The sequence below is a fragment of the Mesorhizobium sp. genome (genome assembly GCF_965229135.1).
In the GTDB taxonomy this organism is placed as follows: domain Bacteria; phylum Pseudomonadota; class Alphaproteobacteria; order Rhizobiales; family Rhizobiaceae; genus Mesorhizobium.
This window is the reverse complement of the sequence record NZ_OZ245860.1, coordinates 1,299,965-1,316,944: the sequence shown is the minus strand read 5'-3', so window position 1 is coordinate 1,316,944 and position 16,980 is coordinate 1,299,965. Positions and strand designations below refer to the sequence as shown.

The window sequence follows — 16,980 nt, the reverse complement described above, 5'->3', positions numbered from 1 at the left end:
GCGCGGCGCCATGAACATGTTGTCAGAGCCAATCGCCGACGTCGAAGGCGGCTTCCATCCGATGTTTGCCGATGTGCCTTCGTCGGTCGAATTCAACAAGCTGCGCAAGCGGCTGCTGCGGCTCACACGCCAGGCGATCGAGGACTTCTCGATGGTGAGACCGGGCGACCGCTGGCTGGTCGCCCTGTCGGGCGGCAAGGATTCCTACGGCCTGCTCGCCCTGTTGCTCGACCTCAAATGGCGCGGACTGCTGCCGGTCGAACTGTTGGCCTGCAATCTCGACCAGGGCCAGCCGAATTTCCCCAAGCACATCCTGCCCGACTATCTCAATGCCCATGGCATCGCGCATCGCATTGAATATCAGGATACCTATTCGGTAGTCACCGACAAGCTCCCCGAAGGCAGCACCTACTGTTCGCTTTGCTCGCGGCTGCGGCGCGGTCATCTCTACCGGATCGCACGGGAGGAGGGATGTTCGGCGCTGGTGCTCGGCCATCATCGCGAGGACATTCTTGAAACCTTCTTCATGAATCTCTTTCATGGCGGCCGTCTTGCCGCCATGCCGCCGAAGCTGCTCAATGACGAAGGCGACGTCATGGTGCTCAGGCCGCTGAGCTATTGCGCGGAACCCGATCTCGAAAAATTCGCTGACGCCATGCGCTTCCCGATCATCCCATGCGATCTCTGCGGCAGTCAGGAAGGACTGCAGCGCAATGCCATGAAGGCGATGCTGGAGGATATCGAGAAACGCATGCCAGGGCGCAAGGACACCATGATCCGCGCGCTCTCCAACACCAGGCCTTCACATCTGCTCGACCGGAAGCTGTTTGATTTCGCGAGCCTCAACGAAACCCTCGGCGAACGGCAAGATAGTCCCCATGAGATTTGACGATACCGCGATCGACTGGCTCGCAACCATGCTTGCGGAGGCAGCCGAAGCTGAAATCATGCCGCGGTTTCGCAGGCTGGGCGCTGGCGACATCCGCCAGAAGAGCTCGGCGGCGGATCTGGTGACGGAGGCCGATGTGAACGCCGAGCGGCTGATTACCGCGAGGCTTCGCGAGCGTTACCCGTCGGCCATGATCGTCGGCGAGGAAGCGTGCTCCGACAATCCGGCGCTGCTGCAGGGGCTCGGCGACGCCGAACTCGCCTTCGTCATCGATCCTGTCGACGGCACGTTCAATTTCGCCTCCGGCATGCCGTTGTTCGGCGTCATGCTGGCCGTGGTGGTGGAGGGCGAAACGGTAGCCGGCATCATTCACGATCCCGTTGGCAAGGACTGGCTGATCGGCGCGAAGGGGGCTGGGAGCCATATAAAGCACTCCTATGGCAGCTTGGAGAAAGTCGCGGTCGCACCACCCGTGCCGATCTCGGAAATGACCGGTTCCGTCTCCTGGCAGTACATGGCCGAGCCCGAGCGCTCACGCCTGGCGCGCAACCAGACGAAGACACTGTCGCAATTCGCCTATCGCTGCGCCGCGCACGAATACCGATTGCTGGCGAGCGGCCATGCCCACTTCGTCGTTTACAACAAGCTGATGCCCTGGGATCACCTTGCCGGCGCGCTGATCCACGCCGAGGCCGGCGGCTATTCCGCCCGCTTCGACGGCAGCGCCTATCTGCCGTCCCACATCGATGGCGGCCTGCTCGTCGCACCCGACGAGGAAAGCTGGCGGGACCTGCGCCGCGAGATCTGGGCGGAGTAATTCCTACGCTTGGTGTTTAGATCGGCGAACTGCCGGCCGACAGATAATGGTTCAGTGCAGGTCGGTGACGTGGCCTGAAACGGGTGGGTTGTGTGGCTGGAACATCTTGCCCCGCTCGGCGAGCAGGATCATCAGCAGTGCCGCCACCGACACGCTGCAGAAGCCGGCGGCGAGCGGCGTCACAGTGCCGTTGAAGGCTTGGCCAATCAGCGTGCCGAGAATACCGCCGAGGAACGTCTGCATGAAACCCAGGATGGATGATGCCGTGCCGGCCAGCGCGCCCAGCGGCTCCATCGCAAGGGCATTGAAATTGGCGCCGAGCGCACCGAACGGAAGCATGGCGCTGGCAAAGAAAGCGATGAACAGCCAGAGCGGCATCTGCATTTCCAGCGAAACCACAAGCCACACAAGGCTGATCACAAGAAACAGCAGCAGCGCGCTCTGCGACAGGCGACGCATGCCGATGCGGCCGACCAGGCGTGAGTTCAGATAGTTGGAAAAGGCGAGCACGCCGGCGACGCCCGCGAAGATGACCGGAAACACCTCGCCGACATGGAATATGTCGACGTAAATCTGCTGTGCCGAGGCGATGAAGCCAAACATGGCGGCAAAGACGAAGGTGCTGGCGAAGGCGTAGCACAGCGCGATCCGATTGGTGAGCACGATCCGGAACCCGCCAAGGATGGATGACGCAGTCAGCGGCCGTCGGTATTCGGGATGCAGCGTTTCCGGCAGGCGCAGCAGCGACCAGGCTGAGACGAACAGCGCCCCGATCGCCATGGTGATGAAGATCCAATGCCAGGTGGCGAACAGCATGATGAACTGGCCAATGCCGGGAGCTATGACCGGAATGGCCATGAACACCATGAAGATAAGCGACATCACCTCGGCCATGCGCCGACCGTCGAACGTATCGCGCACGATCGAGACGGCGATGACGCGGGTCGCGGCCGCACCGATGCCCTGCACGACCCGGCACAGCAGCAGTGTTTCAAAACTTGGGGCAATCGCGGCCGCGGCTGCCGCCGCGACATAGATCACCAGTCCCGCGACCAGGGGCGCACGGCGCCCGAAGCGGTCGGAGATCGGCCCGAAGAAAAGCTGGCCTCCGCCAAAGCCAAGAATATAGGCTGTGACCACATATTGCCGGTGGTTTTCATTCTCGACGCCAAGGGAGGCGCCGATCTGCTGCAGCGCCGGCAGCATGATGTCGATGGCCAGCGAGTTGAGTGCCATCAGCGCGGCGCACAGCGCGATAAACTCCCAGCGCGGAATTGGCAGGGTGCTTGCCGGCTTGGCAGCGGCAGTTTGCTGGTCCACGGTAGATCCGATCTTTCAAAAGAAAATGCGCCGGCGGGCCGGCGCATTGGCGCGTCTCATGTCCCGGCAGTCGGGACAACAAGGCAGGATTCAGGCTGCGCCCTTTACGCTTACGCCCTTCTCGACGAGGAACGTCTGCAGCTCGCCTGCCTGGAACATCTCGCGAATGATGTCGCAGCCTCCAACGAATTCACCCTTGACGTAGAGCTGCGGGATAGTCGGCCAGTTGGAATATTCCTTGATGCCCTGGCGCAGTTCGGCCGAGTCCAGAACGTTCACGCCTTTGTAGTCGGCGCCGATATAGTCGAGAATCTGCACAACCTGGCCGGAAAATCCGCACTGCGGGAAACCGGGCGTGCCCTTCATGAAGAGCACGACGTCGTTGCCCTTCACTTCATTGTCGATGTAGTCGTTGATGCCACTCATGGTGAATCCTTTCACGCCTGTGGGAGTCAGGCTCGAAACATACCTCTCAAATAAACCCATAGATTGCCCGAAACAAGACGTTTGCCACGCCGCGGCTTAAATGGCGTAAAGGATGGCCCGATGTTGGGCCAAGCGTCCAAGCGTCCCACTTCCGTGAAGAATGATGAAAACCCGATACCTTGCCGGAATGCTGACCGCCGTTCTTCTTGTTTCGCTAGCCTTGGTCTGGTGGCGCCCGTCGCCTGTGCGCCCGCCGCTTGTCGTCGGTGGCGGATTGCCGGGTCCTTGCCGCGACCTCGATTTCGAGGCCGTCTCCTATGTCGTCTGCGAGATCGACCCGCGCGGCCATGATGTCGCGGTTTTCCTCAAGGCCGATGACGGCAAGGCTTTCGGCTCGCTGGAGACATTCGACGAGGCGATGTCGGCGCAGGGCAGGCCAGTCCTGTTGTCCATGAACGCCGGCATGTATCACGAGGACCTGACACCGGTCGGACTGCTCGTCGAGAACGGGCAGGAGGAGGCGCCGCTCAACCTCGCCGACGGCGCCGGCAATTTCTTCCTGAAGCCAAATGGCGTCTTCATGATCGGCAAGGACGGCAAGGCAGCCGTCATGGAAACGACGGCATTCGCCGCCGCGAAGCCCCAGGCGATGTTCGCCACGCAGTCTGGCCCGATGCTGGTCATCGACGGTCACATCCATCCTCGCTTTGAAGAGAACGGCACCTCGCGTTTCATCCGCAACGGCGTCGGTGTCCGGGTCGATGGCACCATCGTGCTGGCGATCTCACGATCCCAAGTCAGCCTCGGCAGCTTCGCGCGCCTGTTCCGAGACGCGCTGCAGTGCCCCAATGCGCTGTTCTTCGACGGTGCCATCTCGGCGCTATCGGATGGCGGCAGGATGATCGTGGGTGGAAAATCCCCGGTAGGGCCGATCATTGCCGTGACTGCAAAACAATAGGCGATCTATTTCCGCGCACGCACGCAGATGAACGCGGGCGCCCGACTGAGCTCGGCAAAATGCCGGGGGTCTACGGTTCGCATTTCGGCAACGGGAAGCGGCTCGACGAAACGGTCGAGTGTCCAACCGGTGCCGGTGAGGCCGTTGAGGATGTCACCGAGTGGCCTGCGATAGGATTCGACATATGGATTGGGTTCGCCAAAGCCGCTCCAGTGCATGCCCCAGCGATTGGTTTCGAAATAGGTCTTCTCACCCCTGGCGCGAACATCCGCCCAGTCGCGCATCGGGTGCCCCATGGAAAAGACCAGCCAGCCGCCTGGCCGGGCGACGCGGTGGAATTCGGCGAAAACCGGCTGGAGGTTCTCGACATAATCCAGTGCCAGCGAGCATAGCACGCCATCGACGCTGCCATCGACAATCCAGTCCAGCGGCTTCGACATGTCGCCCTCCCGAATATCCACGTCGAGCCCCGCGCATCGCTCGCGGGCCAGCGCCGTCATTTCCGGCGTGACGTCGAAGGCACGGACACGCCCGCCCGCAATTGCCAGCTTTTCCGAGCAGATGCCGGAGCCGCAACCGGCATCGAGAATGTCGAGGCCGGCGACATCGCCTACGAGCGCCAGGGACGCGGGGCGTTCGTAGAGCGCATTGTGCGGCTTGGTTGGAGCAAGCGCATCGTAGCGATCGGCAAACGCAGCATAGGCTGGCTTGGCGATCGGCGTATCGCAGGTCATCTTGTCGGTCTCTGTAGGTTGAAAGGAGACGCCTTAGTCAGGCACACTGGTCTGCAGCGCCAGGGCGTGCAGAACGCCGCCCATATTGCCCTGCAGTGCGTTGTAGACCATCTGGTGCTGCTGCACGCGGCTCTTGCCGCGGAAACTCTCGGCCACCACTTCAGCCGCATAGTGGTCACCGTCGCCGGCCAGGTCACGAATCGTCACCTTGGCGTCCGGAATGCCGTCCTTGATCAGTTTCTCGATGTCGTGGGCATCCATTGCCATGGCTTGATCCTGTCTATAGCGGGCAGACGAGCGGCCCATGCGACGATGTGACTCGCCAGAACCTAAAGCCTTTCGGCTCCGGATTGAAGCCGGTCTGTTCCATTGCGGCAAATCGGAGTGCCGAGCTGATCTGCTAGCTTGCGTCGGCTTCCGGCTCGTCCTCTCGGGTCGAGAAGGCGCGGCCAAGACTGAAGGCTAGCACATAAAGTGGAACGTTGATGACCAGGCTGACAATGGGAAGATAACTCGTCATCTGCCAGGACGGCGAGAAGAACGACAGGCCGTAGCCGTCGCATACAAGCGACGAACCGTACTCCCACACCGCGCCTACAGCCGCCGCGATGACAAAAAGCTTGATGCAGGTGACGATATGCCTTGCCCGCGCCGGCTCTGGCGCAAGGCGGCCCCACAGCACCAGGCAGACGATCGGAACCGCATAGATCAGGTTCTGAACGGCAAGCATTGGAATGGTGGCATTCGCAGCGGCGAGGAATTCACCACGCGTCTCCAGCCTGGCGCAAACCTCACTCGAGGTCGTCGACAGCAGGAAAAAAACGAACGGTCCCAGGAACCAGAAGAAGAACAGCGACGGCCAGAAAACGACTGCAAGCAGCGCCCGGGCAGCCAGTCTGGTCAACTGGCCTGGTCCATGAAGCGCGGGAACCAGCCTTCATGGGCCGAGGTCAACTCGCTGACCGGTATTGCGCGCGCCTCGCCAAGCTTCAACTCGCTGCCACCGGTCGAGCCGATCCACGGCGCGAAAATGCCGAGTTCGCCCTGCTGTTTGCGAATGGCGTCCCACTCGTCGCCATGCGGGTCGATCGACAGTGTCAGGAGATAGCGGCCCTGGTCCTCGCCGAACCAGACCGGGATCGGATCTGTGCCGACAAGCCCTGGAACGGTCGCGCCAATGCCGGATGCGATCGCCATTTCGGCAAGCGCGACGGCGATGCCGCCATCGGAAACGTCATGCGCCGCCGTGACGATGCCGGACGCGATCAAGGCGCGCACATGGTCGCCGACGCGCTTCTCATGATCAAGGTCGACCGGCGGCGGCGGGCCGTCGGCGCGGCCGTGGATATCCCTGAAGTAGACCGACTGGCCGAGATGCGTTCCCCATGAGGCGGGGGCGCCGACCAGCAGGATCATCTGGCGCTCGGCGGCAAAGCCGGTCCGCACCATCTTCGACCAGTCTGCAATCAGGCCGACGCCGCCGATGGTCGGTGTCGGCAGGATACCCTGGCCATTGGTCTCGTTGTAGAGCGAGACGTTGCCGGAAACGATCGGGAAGCCGAGCGCGCGGCAGGCATCGCCTATGCCTTTCACCGCGCCGACCAACTGACCCATGATTTCCGGCCGTTCCGGATTGCCGAAATTGAGGTTGTCGGTGGCAGCGAGCGGCAGCGCGCCGGTGGCTGTCAGGTTGCGCCAGCATTCGGCCACGGCCTGCTTGCCGCCTTCATAGGGATCGGCCTCGCAATAGCGCGGCGTGACATCGGAGGAGAAGGCGAGTGCCTTGGTCGGATGGCCTTCGACGCGCACCACGCCGGCGTCGCCGCCGGGGAGCTGCAGCGAATTGCCCTGGATCAGCGTGTCGTACTGCTCCCACACCCAGCGGCGCGAGGACAGGTCCGGTCCGCCGAGCAGCTTCAGCAGCGCATCGGCGACATCGGCCTGTGGAACGTCGTTGGCGGCGAGCGGCGCCGGCTTTCTCGGCTCGGTCCAAGGGCGGTCATATTCCGGCGCCTTGTCGCCAAGATCCTTGATCGGCAAATTGGCGACCTCGTCGCCCTGATGCAGGACGCGGAAACGCAAATCGTCGGTGGTCTTCCCCACGATGGCGAAGTCGAGCCCCCATTTGTGGAATATCGCTTCGGCTTCTTTTTCCTTCTCCGGGCGCAGCACCATAAGCATGCGCTCCTGGCTTTCCGAAAGCATCATCTCATAGGCGCTCATGCGCTCCTCGCGCACCGGCACCTTGTCGAGATCGAGCTCGATGCCGAGGTCACCCTTGGCGCCCATTTCGACAGCGGAACAGGTGAGGCCGGCGGCACCCATGTCCTGGATGGCGATGACGGCGCCGGACGCCATCAGTTCGAGGCAGGCTTCGAGCAGGCATTTTTCGGTGAAGGGGTCACCGACCTGCACGGTCGGGCGTTTCTCATCGATCTTGTCGTCGAACTCGGCGGACGCCATGGTGGCGCCGCCGACGCCGTCGCGGCCGGTCTTGGCTCCGAGATAGACGACCGGCAAGCCAACGCCCTTGGCTTCCGAAAGGAAGATGGCGTCTGTCTTGGCAAGGCCCGCCGCAAAGGCGTTGACCAGGATGTTGCCATTGTAGCGGGCATCGAAATTGACCTCGCCGCCTACGGTCGGAACACCGAAGGCATTGCCATAACCGCCGACGCCCGAAACCACTCCGGAGACGAGATGCCGGGTCTTGGGATGGTCGGGCGCGCCGAAGCGCAGTGCATTCATCGCCGCGATCGGCCGCGCTCCCATGGTGAAGACATCGCGCAATATGCCGCCGACGCCGGTTGCCGCACCCTGGTAGGGCTCGATGTAGGAGGGGTGGTTGTGGCTCTCCATCTTGAAGACGACGCAGTCGCCGTCACCGATGTCGACGACGCCGGCATTCTCGCCGGGCCCCTGGATGACCTGCGGTCCGGTGGTCGGCAGGGTGCGCAGCCACTTCTTCGAGGATTTGTATGAGCAATGCTCGTTCCACATCGCCGAGAAGATGCCGAGTTCGGTAAAGGTCGGTTCGCGGCCAACGAGGTCGAGGATGCGCTGATACTCGTCGGGCTTAAGCCCATGCGCGGCGATGAGCTCGGGGGTGATCGGCACGGAATTGGAAATGGTCATGGGCGGCGATTTGTGTCCATGGAAGTGGGGATTTTGAGTCTCCTCTTATCGCAAGCCGACAGGCCGATACACCCATGTATTGGCGAAAAAAGCACGAAAACCGGACAAAGCCACAGGCCAATCCGGGATAGCTGGCGTTCGTTGGCCCGTGAAGCGGTTGGAGACTTAGGAAAAGCTGTCGTAACCGGCGCGGCCTTCGTCCAGCAGACGTCTGATCACCGCAACCCCTTCGGCGATGTCCTTGCGCTGCCTTGGCTGCGATATGCCGAAGCGGACACCGTGAAAGACCTGCTCGGAGCGGCCAGCCTTGAACTCGTCTTCGTCATCGATCAGCACGCCGTGCTCCAGGCAGGCATTCTTGAATGTCCCGGATAACCATGGATCGGGCAAGGTAAGCCAGACAAACGGCACCCTTTCATGTGACTTGAACGTGAAGCCGGCCAGGGTCTCGCGTACGATGGCCGTGCGAGCGCTTATTTCGGCGATGCTGCCCTTGCGGATATCGCTGGCCTGACCAGACAGCACCAGCCGGGCATTCACCTCCGCCAGCAGGAAAGGCATGCCGCCGGTCATCATCTTATGGGCAACCCGGATGCGGTGGCGGTAGGCGGGCGGGCAGGAGAGCCAGCCGCCGCGCACGCCGGCTGCCACCGATTTTGACAGGCCGCCGGCAACGATGGTTCGTTCGGGCGCATATTCGGCGAGCAGCGGCGTCGGGTCGTCGGTCAAATTGCCATAGAGGTCGTCCTCGATGAGAATAACATTGTATTCGCGTGCGATACGCGCAATCGCCGCGCGGCGCTCCGCCGACAGGGTCACAAGTGTCGGATTCTGCGCCGTCGGCATCAGGAAGATCATTTTGGGATGCTTTTGCGCGCAGACGCGCTCGAAATCATCGGGATCGACGCCGTCCTCGTCCGAGGCCACCAACGCCGTCCGTCTGCCGATCAGTCCGGCGCTGCGGGAAATCTGCGAATAGGTGAGGTGTTCGAAGGCGACATACTCGCCGGGCGTCGTCAGCGCCGCGATTGCCCCCATCACCGCGGCATGGGTGCCAAGCGTGGGCACAATGGCATCGGCGGCAGGGCGAAAGGCGTTTCGCGACAGCCATCGAGCGCCCGCTTCGTACCAGCGGTCTGGAAAATCGCGTGTGTAGCTTGAGATTTCGTGCGGATGGTCCTGCGCAGTGCGCGACAGAACGTCTGCGACGATAGCGCCTTGGCCGATGTCAGGTGCCGCCGTGCTGTCGAACCGCAACTTGTCGCGGGGCGCGTCGATGTACCGGGTACCCTCGTCATTGGCCGGCAACAGATTGGGTTCGGCGCCGTCCGCGCGTTGCCCGAGCACATAGGTTCCACGTCCGACCTCGCCACTCACCAGCCCGCGCTCGCGCAGCAGTTGGTAGGCCCGGCCAACCGTGCCGACAGTCGCGCCGATATCATAGGCGAGATCCCGCTGTGGCGGCAATTTTGCCCCGGGATCGATCGTGCCCTTGTCGATGTCGGCCTCGATGGCGTCGGCAAGGCGCTGGTACAGCGGCCCGGAACCGGTGGTTAGGTCAGGAAGCCAATTTGTCATGGTGACAATTTTCTATATTGCGCAGCACAATGAGTCAATACATATCAATCGCGTGGCAAAAAGGGTGCAATAGGAACTTCTGGTAGCAATAAAATGGGTACAATAGAGACAATCCATCACGCGGATATGTTTGGACAGGCTGTGCGCCCCTCGGCCCGGCGCGGCTACGTCCGTCGCCTCGTGCGGATGGCTACATCGTTGGCGCTCTGGATCGATGACTTGATGGAGCGTCGGCGCAGCCGCCTGGCATTGCTTGAAATGACGGATGATCAGCTAAAGGACATCGGCCTATCCCGCTGCGACGCCCACCGCGAGGGCATCCGGCCGATCTGGGATTGAGAAAAGCCGGTGCCTTCCAGATATGGAGGGCATCAAGCCTTCTTCCGTGCGTGCACCCGTCTGTTGGGCGCCCTGGTGGCTGAGAGGCCGTGGTCCGCAAGCACGACAATCACGCACAGGACAAGAAAGAGCGCCGTGATCGCGAGCGACCAGACGGCCACGCTCATCCAGCCATTCTTGGCGGCGTCGAGGAACGGGTAGGGCACTTCACCGGCGATAGGCGCCCGGGCCAGCGCATAAATCAGATAGGCGATCGGGTAGACTACCCACCAGGAAATGTCGCGCCATCGCGTTGACCCGTCAGTGCCCGCCACCAGCCACCACAGCACGAAGAGCACCGGCGTCACATAGTGCAGAAGGACGTCGCAGAGCAGGAACAGGCCTTGTGGCTGCCAAAGTCGTGCCAGCACGGTGGCATAGACGATGAAGACCAGGGCGATGGACACCGCAACGCCAGCCCGCATGCGCGGACCGGCAAAGGCCGGCAGCCAGGCGTAGCCGCTCGGTGACAGCAGCGAGGCATGAACCAGCACGGCACCGATATTCGTCAGGATGGTGAAGAAGCTGAAATAAAATACTATCGAGCCGAGGAAACCGCGACCGGCGTCCATGGATGCCAGGATGGTGATGCAGAACTGCAGGACAAGCGCGGCCAGACCGATGACCAGACCCGCAACCTGCAGGAACCGGCCCACGGTGTCATGCCGACGCGCTGCAGGACGGATTGCCCGTCTGCCAGCGGGCGATGTCCGAGCCGATACGCGCGCCAAGCGGTTGGGCCATCAGCGGACCAAATGCGTCGACACGGCTCGAATTGCCCTTGGCCTGCACCACCAGCAACGGTTTTCCGCCGTAATGGTTGGCTGGAACCAGCAGGAAGCGCGGTGTGCCGCTGAACGAGTTCAGTTCGTTCGCCATCTGGTATGATTTGAAAGCCGGGTCCTTGCTTGCGATCCAGCATTTGTGGGCGGCGATCGCCACCTGTTCCATGGAAAGAAGTCCGGCACTCTTGCCCGAAGGAACTGGCGTGCTCGTCGGGCTCGATTGGCAGGAAGCAATCAGAAGGCCGGCGGCAGCGACAAGAGTGAGGCGAACAGTCGTCTGTCTCGTGGTCACGCTGCACCCATCTCCAGTTCGGAAAGAAAGATCTTCAACCCATCCGTCATCTCGCCCCAGACGCGCGACAGTGCCGGATGCTGCGAGGCGATCTGCTCGTAGGCATCGAATTTGGGATAGGCGTCAAGCAGGTCATGATGTCCTGTCATCGCCCGGAAATTGTTGAAGATGAAACGTGTCGGCGTCAGCCAGGCGTCGGCGAAGCTGATGTCGTCGCCAAGCGCGAAGGGCCCTTGCGCCATCCGGGCTTCGATGGCCGCCAGTCCGTGATGCAGGCGGGCGAACTGCGCCGCGATCTCCGTCTCGTTGCGTTTTGGCCCGAAATGAAGCTCGAAAAGCTTCATTGTCGGAGTAAGCACGTCGAGATCCGTTATGCGGGCGAACATGCGCACCAGCGCGCGATCCTTCGAATCGGGCGGCAGCAGTGCCGGCTCGGGAAACCGCTCTTCAAGATATTCGGCGATGACCACCGATTCCACGATCGTCTCGCCTGAACCGGTGATCAGCACCGGAATTCGGTTAAGCGGCGAAATGGCGCGGAATTCCTCGGGGATGGGAAATCCGGCCGGCGGCGCGATGATCTTGAGCGGGACGTCCTTGATGTAGGCAAGTGCCCGCACGATGGATGAGTAGGGCGACAACGGCCGCGAATAGAGTTTCATGACCGTCTCTCTCCCTCTTGTTTTGATTTGTCCGCAATTCTTAAGGTTGCGGTCGCAAACTTCAAGCGGCAATACCGAGGGCGCTTTCGAACAGCGCCCTTCCGTCATTGCCGCCATGCGCCGCTTCGATCAGGTTCTCGGGATGCGGCATCAGGCCGAGCACATTGCCCTGGCCGTTGATGATGCCAGCGATATCGTTGATCGAGCCGTTGGGATTGGTGCCGTCCGCGTAGCGGAACACCACCTGGCCTTCGCCTTCGATACGGGCAAGCGTCTCGGCGTCGGCAAAGTAATTGCCGTCATGATGCGCGACCGGCGAGCGGATGATCTGGCCGGGCTGATAGCGGCGGGTGAACATCGTGTTGGCATTGGTGATCTGCAGCTTGACCTGCCGGCAGACGAATTTCAGCGATGTGTTGCGCATCAGCGCGCCCGGCAACAGGCCAGCCTCGACCAGGATCTGAAAACCATTGCAGACGCCGATGACCGTGACGCCCTTGGCCGCCTTTTCGGCGACCGCCCGCATCACCGGCATGCGCGCGGCAATCGCGCCGCAGCGCAGATAGTCGCCGAAAGAAAAGCCGCCCGGAATGGCGATTAGGTCGACATCGGGGATTTCCGTATCGGTCTGCCAGACAGTGACCGGCGGCGTTCCGGAAATCTTCGTCAGCGCCGCGATCATGTCGCGGTCACGGTTGAGGCCAGGCAGGAGGACGACGGCTGATTTCACCTTATGCGATCTCCACCGCGTAGTTCTCGATCACCGTATTCGCCAGCAGCTTGTCGCACATGGCCTTGAGGTCCGCCTCGGCCTTGGACTTGTCGCTTTCGGCCAACTCGACGTCGAACACCTTGCCTTGCCTCACAAGACCAACGCCGTCGAAGCCCAATCCCGACAGCGCGTGTTCGATCGCTTTGCCTTGCGGGTCGAGAACGCCATTCTTGAGAGTGACGGTAATGCGGGCCTTGATCACGCTGGAAACGCTCCTGTTCGAATATCGGTCTTGAGGTTAGTGAGGCTTGCCCTTGAGGCCATCCGTCGAGGCGACGAGCACAGGGCCGGTTGGGCGCGCCGGCTCGTTCTCGTTCATGATGCCAAGGCGGCGGGCCACTTCCTGATAGGCTTCGACCAGTCCGCCCATGTCGCGGCGGAAACGGTCCTTGTCGAGCTTGTCGTGCGTGGCGACGTCCCACAGGCGGCAGGAGTCCGGCGAAATCTCGTCGGCGACGACAATACGCATCATGTCGCCCTCGAACAGGCGCCCGCATTCGATCTTGAAGTCGACGAGCTGGATGCCAACGCCCATGAACAGGCCGGAGAGGAAGTCGTTGACGCGGATGGCCAGCGCCATCACGTCGTCGATCTCCTGCGGGCTCGCCCAGCCGAAAGCCGTAATGTGTTCTTCCGACACCATCGGATCGTCGAGTGCGTCCGCCTTGTAATAGAATTCGATGATCGAGCGCGGCAGAACCGTGCCTTCCTCGATGCCCAGGCGCTTGGACAGCGAACCGGCGGCGACGTTGCGCACGACGACTTCGAGCGGAATGATCTCGACTTCCTTGATCAGCTGCTCGCGCATGTTGAGCCGGCGGATGAAGTGGGTGGGAATGCCCATGCGGTTGAGATGGTTGAAGATGTGCTCGGAAATGCGGTTGTTCAGCACACCCTTGCCGTCGACCACTTCGTGCTTCTTCTTGTTGAAGGCGGTCGCGTCGTCCTTGAAGAACTGGATCAGCGTCCCCGGCTCGGGTCCTTCATAGAGGATCTTGGCCTTGCCTTCATAAATGCGGCGGCGATTTTTCATCTGATTTTTTCTCTGGATTTGCGGGCAGGCGGCAAGCGACCAGTTCCTGTCCGTCTGCCTATATTAGTGCGGCGACGGTTGGGTTCAATGCCGGGTCTATCCCAATCACATCGTTTGCTCAATCGGCAAATCCTTCCAATCAACTGGTTTCGGGACCGAAATGCCGCAGCGCAGCATGCGACGAAGCGTATTGACCCGTCCGCGACCTTTTGGTTTGTGCTTTGGCAACACACATATTCACCTGCCAACGAATCGGATTTACCCGGAGGGACGCCATGAGCAGCATGAAAGACCGCGAAGAGGGCTTCGAGCGCAAATTTGCATTCGACGAGGAGCTCCGGTTCAAGGCCGCGGCACGCCGCAACAAGGCGCTCGGCCTTTGGGCCGCGGAGAAGCTTGGAAAGTCCGGCGACGACGCCGAGGCCTATGCCAAGCAGGTGGTCATCGCCGACATCGAGGAAGCCGGCGACCACGATGTTTTCCGCAAGATCCGCAAGGATTTCGATGCAGCCGGCGTCGACCAGTCGGACCATCAGATCCGCCGCACCATGGATGAAATGATGGCGCAGGCGATCGAGCAGATCAAGAACACCTGATCCAGCCAAGCAAGATTCCGCCGCGGTTTTGCGACAGAGCCTGCGACAATCAAGGAATGACTGGCCCAATCGACCGCTCGGCCTAGCCGGGCGGTTTTTCTTTGCCTTTTTCACGGTTTCCGGCTGAAACTGTGCCGGGGCCCGTCCTCGGGCCTATCCAACAAGGAAAGCGCCAAATGTCCCTGAAATCACGCCTGGCGGCGGATGAGACCCTGTTCACGGCATGGTCGGGTGTTCCGGACGCACTGACGGTCGAAATTGTCGCCAATCAGGGGTTCGATGCCGTGACGCTCGACATGCAGCATGGCGGCCACCACGAGGACAGCGTGCTGCGCGGCCTTGTTCCGGTGCTGGCCGCCAACAAGCCGGCATTGGTGCGCATTCCCGTCGGCCGCTTCGACATGGCAAGCCGCGCGCTCGATTTCGGCGCCGAGGCGGTGATCGCACCAATGGTCAATTCCGTCGCCGACGCGAAGCTGTTTGCCGCGGCGATGAAATACCCGCCGCTGGGCGAGCGGTCCTGGGGCCCCACCTATGCCTTCCCGCGCCATGGCAAGGGCGACCAGGCCGATTGGCTGCGCGACACCAACCAGCGCACCTTGGCCTTCGCCATGGTCGAAACCCGCGCCGCGCTTGATGCGCTTGATGGCATCCTCGATACGCCGGGCATCGACGGTATATTCCTCGGCCCGTCGGACTTCTCGATCGCATGGACCAACGGTGCGACCGTGAGTTCGACGCTGGAAAGCATGATGGAGACCGTTGCGTCGGTCGCCGAGCGTACCCGCAAGGCCGGCAAGCATGCCGCGATCTATGTCGTCGAGCCGGCAATCGCCGGCCGCGTCGTATCGATGGGCTACAGGCTGCTCGCCATGGGTTCGGAGCACGCGCTGATCGGCCTGGGAGCGAAAACGCTGCTAAAGAGCGTGCAGGACTCGATCAGGGGCTAAGGCCTGGTCTTGCTTGCTGCTGGCCGATCTACGGGGTTTTGAGGTCGGTCAGGAACTTGGCGAAGGTCATGGATCCTTCGGGCCATGGCCCGAAGCCGGAATCGGCATTGAGGTGACCGGTCTCGCCAGCATCGATGAACAGCGATCCCCAGGCCCCGGCAATGTCCTCGGCGACGTCGAACGCACAGAATGGATCGTTGCGGCTGGCGATGACTATTGAGGGAAATGGCAGGGGCTCGCGCGGGTAGGGGCCAAAGGTCATCAGGTGCCTCGGCCTTATCTCCGGATTGGCGACGTCGGGCGGCGCCACGAAGAAGCCGCCAGCGATAGGCTTCCGGAACTGCGGTATGGCCTGGACCGCAGCCGCGACACCAAGCGAATGGGCGACGATGACGACCGGGCGCTCGGCCTCATTGACCGCTTTAGCCACGCTTGATGTCCAGTCGTCACGCACCGGCTTCGACCATTCCGCCTGCTCGACCCGGCGCGCCGTCGACAGTTTCGACTGCCAGCGGCTCTGCCAGTGCTCAGGGCCTGAATTGGTGTATCCCGGCACGATGAGAATATCTGCGTCCTTGACCTTCATGGTGCTGAGATAGCGAGCGCTGCTGCTTCCTGCAACTGTCTCGGAATGCGCGCTTGGTCAAAACAGTGAACAGGATGTTCGCATATTGCCACCTTGTGTGAACGATGCCGATCAACGATTTGTTGTTGGGAATGGAAACAGCCGTGGATGGCCAGGATTTTGGGACTGACACGACGTACAATGATCGGTGGCGCTGGGCTCCTCGCATGGGACCTTTCTTCGGCTGCCGCCCGAACGGAGCATCAGATGAGTGAACTGCCCTTTGCCGCCACGACCCCCGTCAGCGTTTCTCGTGTCGGGTTGAAGGCGCGCGACGCCGAAAGCCTAGCTGCCTACTATCGCAAGGTCGTCGGCCTGCAGGAATTGAGCCGCGCCGATGGCGCGATCACGTTGGGCGCCGCCAATCGTCCGCTGCTCGTCATCGAGGCGGATGCCGCGGCCAAGCCCGACGACCCGCGCAGCGCCGGCCTGTTCCACACTGCATTTCTGCTGCCGAGCCGTGCCGATCTCGGTCGCTGGATCAATCACGCCATCGCCGACAAGATCGCCATCGAGGGGGCCTCGGACCACTTGGTCAGCGAGGCGCTCTATCTCACCGATCCGGAAGGCAACGGCATCGAGATCTATGCCGACCGCCGTCCGCAGGACTGGAAGTGGAATGGCGACAAGGTGGCGATGGCGACCGAACGGTTGAACGTTCCGTCCGTCCTTGCCGAAGTCCCGGCGGGTGATGCCGGATGGCTGGGGGCGCCTGAAAACAGCATTGTCGGCCATGTCCACCTGCGCGTCGGCCGCCCGGAAGACGCCGAAGCGTGGTGGAACCAGGAATTCGGCTTTGACACTGTAGCCAAATATGGTGGCCAGGCGGTGTTCCTGTCGTCGGGTGGTTATCACCACCACATCGGCGCCAATGCCTGGCAGAGCCCCGGCGCCGGCCGCCGCGACTCCTCTCGTTCGGGCCTCTCATGGGTCGAAATGCGTTCGGACAATGTGTCGAGCGAAACGACCCGCGAAGACCCGTGGGGCACGGTGATCAGGAGCGTGCCTGGCAAGGCTGGCTGAAGACGATTCG

At 61.9% G+C, this 16,980-nt stretch carries 21 protein-coding genes; 7 read left to right on the top strand and 14 right to left on the bottom strand.

Annotated features, from left to right (window positions below):
* Positions 1-10 precede the first annotated feature (10 nt).
* Both ttcA and ACO07C_RS06505 read left to right on the top strand, forming a co-directional pair.
* Positions 11-889: a tRNA 2-thiocytidine(32) synthetase TtcA gene (gene ttcA / locus ACO07C_RS06510; protein WP_421913379.1), complete on the top strand. Its 879-nt coding sequence runs from the start codon at positions 11-13 to the stop codon at positions 887-889.
* On the top strand, positions 879-1,706 hold the full coding sequence (locus ACO07C_RS06505; RefSeq protein ID WP_421913378.1) for an inositol monophosphatase family protein: 828 nt from the start codon (positions 879-881) through the stop codon (positions 1,704-1,706). The genes ttcA and ACO07C_RS06505 overlap by 11 nt, the downstream gene beginning before the upstream one ends.
* 51 nt (positions 1,707-1,757) lie before the next feature.
* Here the strand turns inward: ACO07C_RS06505 and ACO07C_RS06500 are convergent, their stop codons facing one another.
* Both ACO07C_RS06500 and grxD read right to left on the bottom strand, forming a co-directional pair.
* The gene (locus tag ACO07C_RS06500; RefSeq protein WP_421913377.1) at positions 1,758-3,026 is read right to left on the bottom strand and encodes a multidrug effflux MFS transporter; all 1,269 of its coding nucleotides are present in this window, start codon (positions 3,024-3,026) and stop codon (positions 1,758-1,760) included.
* A gap of 90 nt (positions 3,027-3,116) precedes the next feature.
* Complete coding sequence (gene grxD / locus ACO07C_RS06495) at positions 3,117-3,452, bottom strand: Grx4 family monothiol glutaredoxin (protein WP_006332883.1); 336 nt, start codon at positions 3,450-3,452, stop codon at positions 3,117-3,119.
* Positions 3,453-3,615: 163 nt separating this feature from the next.
* Between grxD and ACO07C_RS06490 the strand changes: the two genes are divergently transcribed.
* Positions 3,616-4,410 carry a phosphodiester glycosidase family protein gene (locus ACO07C_RS06490; protein ID WP_421913376.1) on the top strand — a complete coding sequence of 265 codons (795 nt, stop codon included), beginning with the start codon at positions 3,616-3,618 and terminating at the stop codon, positions 4,408-4,410.
* 5 nt (positions 4,411-4,415) lie between these two features.
* On the opposite strand, the gene ACO07C_RS06485 is transcribed toward ACO07C_RS06490, so the two are convergent.
* From ACO07C_RS06485 to ACO07C_RS06465, 5 genes are all read right to left on the bottom strand, one after another.
* On the bottom strand, positions 4,416-5,144 hold the full coding sequence (locus tag ACO07C_RS06485) for a class I SAM-dependent methyltransferase (RefSeq protein WP_421913375.1): 729 nt from the start codon (positions 5,142-5,144) through the stop codon (positions 4,416-4,418).
* Positions 5,145-5,177: 33 nt separating this feature from the next.
* Complete coding sequence (locus ACO07C_RS06480; RefSeq protein WP_227347895.1) at positions 5,178-5,411, bottom strand: BolA/IbaG family iron-sulfur metabolism protein; 234 nt, start codon at positions 5,409-5,411, stop codon at positions 5,178-5,180.
* Between the two features lie 133 nt (positions 5,412-5,544).
* Positions 5,545-6,048 (bottom strand): hypothetical protein, encoded by a 504-nt coding sequence (locus tag ACO07C_RS06475; RefSeq protein ID WP_421913374.1) that lies wholly within the window; start codon positions 6,046-6,048, stop codon positions 5,545-5,547.
* Entirely contained in the window at positions 6,045-8,276 is a 2,232-nt protein-coding gene (gene purL / locus ACO07C_RS06470; RefSeq protein ID WP_421913373.1) for a phosphoribosylformylglycinamidine synthase subunit PurL, read from the bottom strand. The genes ACO07C_RS06475 and purL overlap by 4 nt, the downstream gene beginning before the upstream one ends.
* Positions 8,277-8,441: 165 nt before the next feature.
* Complete coding sequence (locus ACO07C_RS06465; RefSeq protein ID WP_421913372.1) at positions 8,442-9,854, bottom strand: PLP-dependent aminotransferase family protein; 1,413 nt, start codon at positions 9,852-9,854, stop codon at positions 8,442-8,444.
* A gap of 93 nt (positions 9,855-9,947) precedes the next feature.
* Here ACO07C_RS06465 and ACO07C_RS06460 point away from each other — a divergent pair, with 93 nt between their 5' ends.
* Positions 9,948-10,193: a DUF1127 domain-containing protein gene (locus ACO07C_RS06460; RefSeq protein ID WP_421913371.1), complete on the top strand. Its 246-nt coding sequence runs from the start codon at positions 9,948-9,950 to the stop codon at positions 10,191-10,193.
* A 32-nt stretch (positions 10,194-10,225) separates the two neighbouring features.
* On the opposite strand, the gene ACO07C_RS06455 is transcribed toward ACO07C_RS06460, so the two are convergent.
* The 6 genes from ACO07C_RS06455 to purC all read right to left on the bottom strand — a co-directional run bounded on the left by ACO07C_RS06455 (position 10,226) and on the right by purC (position 13,776).
* On the bottom strand, positions 10,226-10,888 hold the full coding sequence (locus ACO07C_RS06455; RefSeq protein WP_421913370.1) for a Pr6Pr family membrane protein: 663 nt from the start codon (positions 10,886-10,888) through the stop codon (positions 10,226-10,228).
* A gap of 4 nt (positions 10,889-10,892) precedes the next feature.
* A complete protein-coding gene (locus tag ACO07C_RS06450; RefSeq protein WP_421913369.1) occupies positions 10,893-11,309 on the bottom strand; it encodes a hypothetical protein in 417 nt (138 codons plus the stop codon).
* A complete protein-coding gene (locus ACO07C_RS06445; RefSeq protein ID WP_421913368.1) occupies positions 11,306-11,971 on the bottom strand; it encodes a glutathione S-transferase family protein in 666 nt (221 codons plus the stop codon). The genes ACO07C_RS06450 and ACO07C_RS06445 overlap by 4 nt, the downstream gene beginning before the upstream one ends.
* Positions 11,972-12,032: 61 nt before the next feature.
* Positions 12,033-12,701 carry a phosphoribosylformylglycinamidine synthase subunit PurQ gene (gene purQ, locus ACO07C_RS06440; protein ID WP_421913367.1) on the bottom strand — a complete coding sequence of 223 codons (669 nt, stop codon included), beginning with the start codon at positions 12,699-12,701 and terminating at the stop codon, positions 12,033-12,035.
* A 1-nt stretch (position 12,702) separates the two neighbouring features.
* The gene (gene purS, locus ACO07C_RS06435) at positions 12,703-12,945 is read right to left on the bottom strand and encodes a phosphoribosylformylglycinamidine synthase subunit PurS (RefSeq protein WP_421913366.1); all 243 of its coding nucleotides are present in this window, start codon (positions 12,943-12,945) and stop codon (positions 12,703-12,705) included.
* A 36-nt stretch (positions 12,946-12,981) separates the two neighbouring features.
* On the bottom strand, positions 12,982-13,776 hold the full coding sequence (gene purC / locus ACO07C_RS06430) for a phosphoribosylaminoimidazolesuccinocarboxamide synthase (RefSeq protein ID WP_421913365.1): 795 nt from the start codon (positions 13,774-13,776) through the stop codon (positions 12,982-12,984).
* Positions 13,777-14,051: 275 nt separating this feature from the next.
* On the opposite strand from purC, the gene ACO07C_RS06425 reads away from it, so the two are divergent.
* Together ACO07C_RS06425 and ACO07C_RS06420 are read left to right on the top strand one after the other, a co-directional pair.
* Positions 14,052-14,372, top strand: coding sequence for a DUF1476 domain-containing protein (locus ACO07C_RS06425; RefSeq protein WP_421913364.1), 321 nt, complete (start codon positions 14,052-14,054; stop codon positions 14,370-14,372).
* A 176-nt stretch (positions 14,373-14,548) separates the two neighbouring features.
* The gene (locus tag ACO07C_RS06420) at positions 14,549-15,322 is read left to right on the top strand and encodes an HpcH/HpaI aldolase family protein (RefSeq protein WP_421913363.1); all 774 of its coding nucleotides are present in this window, start codon (positions 14,549-14,551) and stop codon (positions 15,320-15,322) included.
* Between the two features lie 28 nt (positions 15,323-15,350).
* Here ACO07C_RS06420 and ACO07C_RS06415 read toward each other — a convergent pair whose 3' ends face one another.
* Entirely contained in the window at positions 15,351-15,908 is a 558-nt protein-coding gene (locus ACO07C_RS06415) for an RBBP9/YdeN family alpha/beta hydrolase (RefSeq protein WP_421913362.1), read from the bottom strand.
* A 246-nt stretch (positions 15,909-16,154) separates the two neighbouring features.
* On the opposite strand from ACO07C_RS06415, the gene ACO07C_RS06410 reads away from it, so the two are divergent.
* Positions 16,155-16,970, top strand: a complete 816-nt coding sequence (locus tag ACO07C_RS06410; protein WP_421913361.1) for a VOC family protein — start codon at positions 16,155-16,157, stop codon at positions 16,968-16,970.
* Positions 16,971-16,980: the final 10 nt, after the last annotated feature.

What these genes read in the sequence shown, in the direction of transcription:
- ACO07C_RS06485 (WP_421913375.1), bottom strand. Translation starts at nt 5,144, where the DNA reads ATGACCTGCGATACGCCGATCGCCAAGCCAGCCTATGCTGCGTTTGCC.
- ACO07C_RS06415 (WP_421913362.1), bottom strand. Translation starts at nt 15,908, where the DNA reads ATGAAGGTCAAGGACGCAGATATTCTCATCGTGCCGGGATACACCAAT.
- ACO07C_RS06505 (WP_421913378.1), top strand. Translation starts at nt 879, where the DNA reads ATGAGATTTGACGATACCGCGATCGACTGGCTCGCAACCATGCTTGCG.
- ACO07C_RS06410 (WP_421913361.1), top strand. Translation starts at nt 16,155, where the DNA reads ATGAGTGAACTGCCCTTTGCCGCCACGACCCCCGTCAGCGTTTCTCGT.
- ACO07C_RS06480 (WP_227347895.1), bottom strand. Translation starts at nt 5,411, where the DNA reads ATGGCAATGGATGCCCACGACATCGAGAAACTGATCAAGGACGGCATT.
- ACO07C_RS06490 (WP_421913376.1), top strand. Translation starts at nt 3,616, where the DNA reads ATGAAAACCCGATACCTTGCCGGAATGCTGACCGCCGTTCTTCTTGTT.
- purC (WP_421913365.1), bottom strand. Translation starts at nt 13,776, where the DNA reads ATGAAAAATCGCCGCCGCATTTATGAAGGCAAGGCCAAGATCCTCTAT.
- ACO07C_RS06460 (WP_421913371.1), top strand. Translation starts at nt 9,948, where the DNA reads ATGGGTACAATAGAGACAATCCATCACGCGGATATGTTTGGACAGGCT.
- ttcA (WP_421913379.1), top strand. Translation starts at nt 11, where the DNA reads ATGAACATGTTGTCAGAGCCAATCGCCGACGTCGAAGGCGGCTTCCAT.
- purL (WP_421913373.1), bottom strand. Translation starts at nt 8,276, where the DNA reads ATGACCATTTCCAATTCCGTGCCGATCACCCCCGAGCTCATCGCCGCG.
- ACO07C_RS06420 (WP_421913363.1), top strand. Translation starts at nt 14,549, where the DNA reads ATGTCCCTGAAATCACGCCTGGCGGCGGATGAGACCCTGTTCACGGCA.
- ACO07C_RS06465 (WP_421913372.1), bottom strand. Translation starts at nt 9,854, where the DNA reads ATGACAAATTGGCTTCCTGACCTAACCACCGGTTCCGGGCCGCTGTAC.
- grxD (WP_006332883.1), bottom strand. Translation starts at nt 3,452, where the DNA reads ATGAGTGGCATCAACGACTACATCGACAATGAAGTGAAGGGCAACGAC.
- ACO07C_RS06445 (WP_421913368.1), bottom strand. Translation starts at nt 11,971, where the DNA reads ATGAAACTCTATTCGCGGCCGTTGTCGCCCTACTCATCCATCGTGCGG.
- ACO07C_RS06425 (WP_421913364.1), top strand. Translation starts at nt 14,052, where the DNA reads ATGAGCAGCATGAAAGACCGCGAAGAGGGCTTCGAGCGCAAATTTGCA.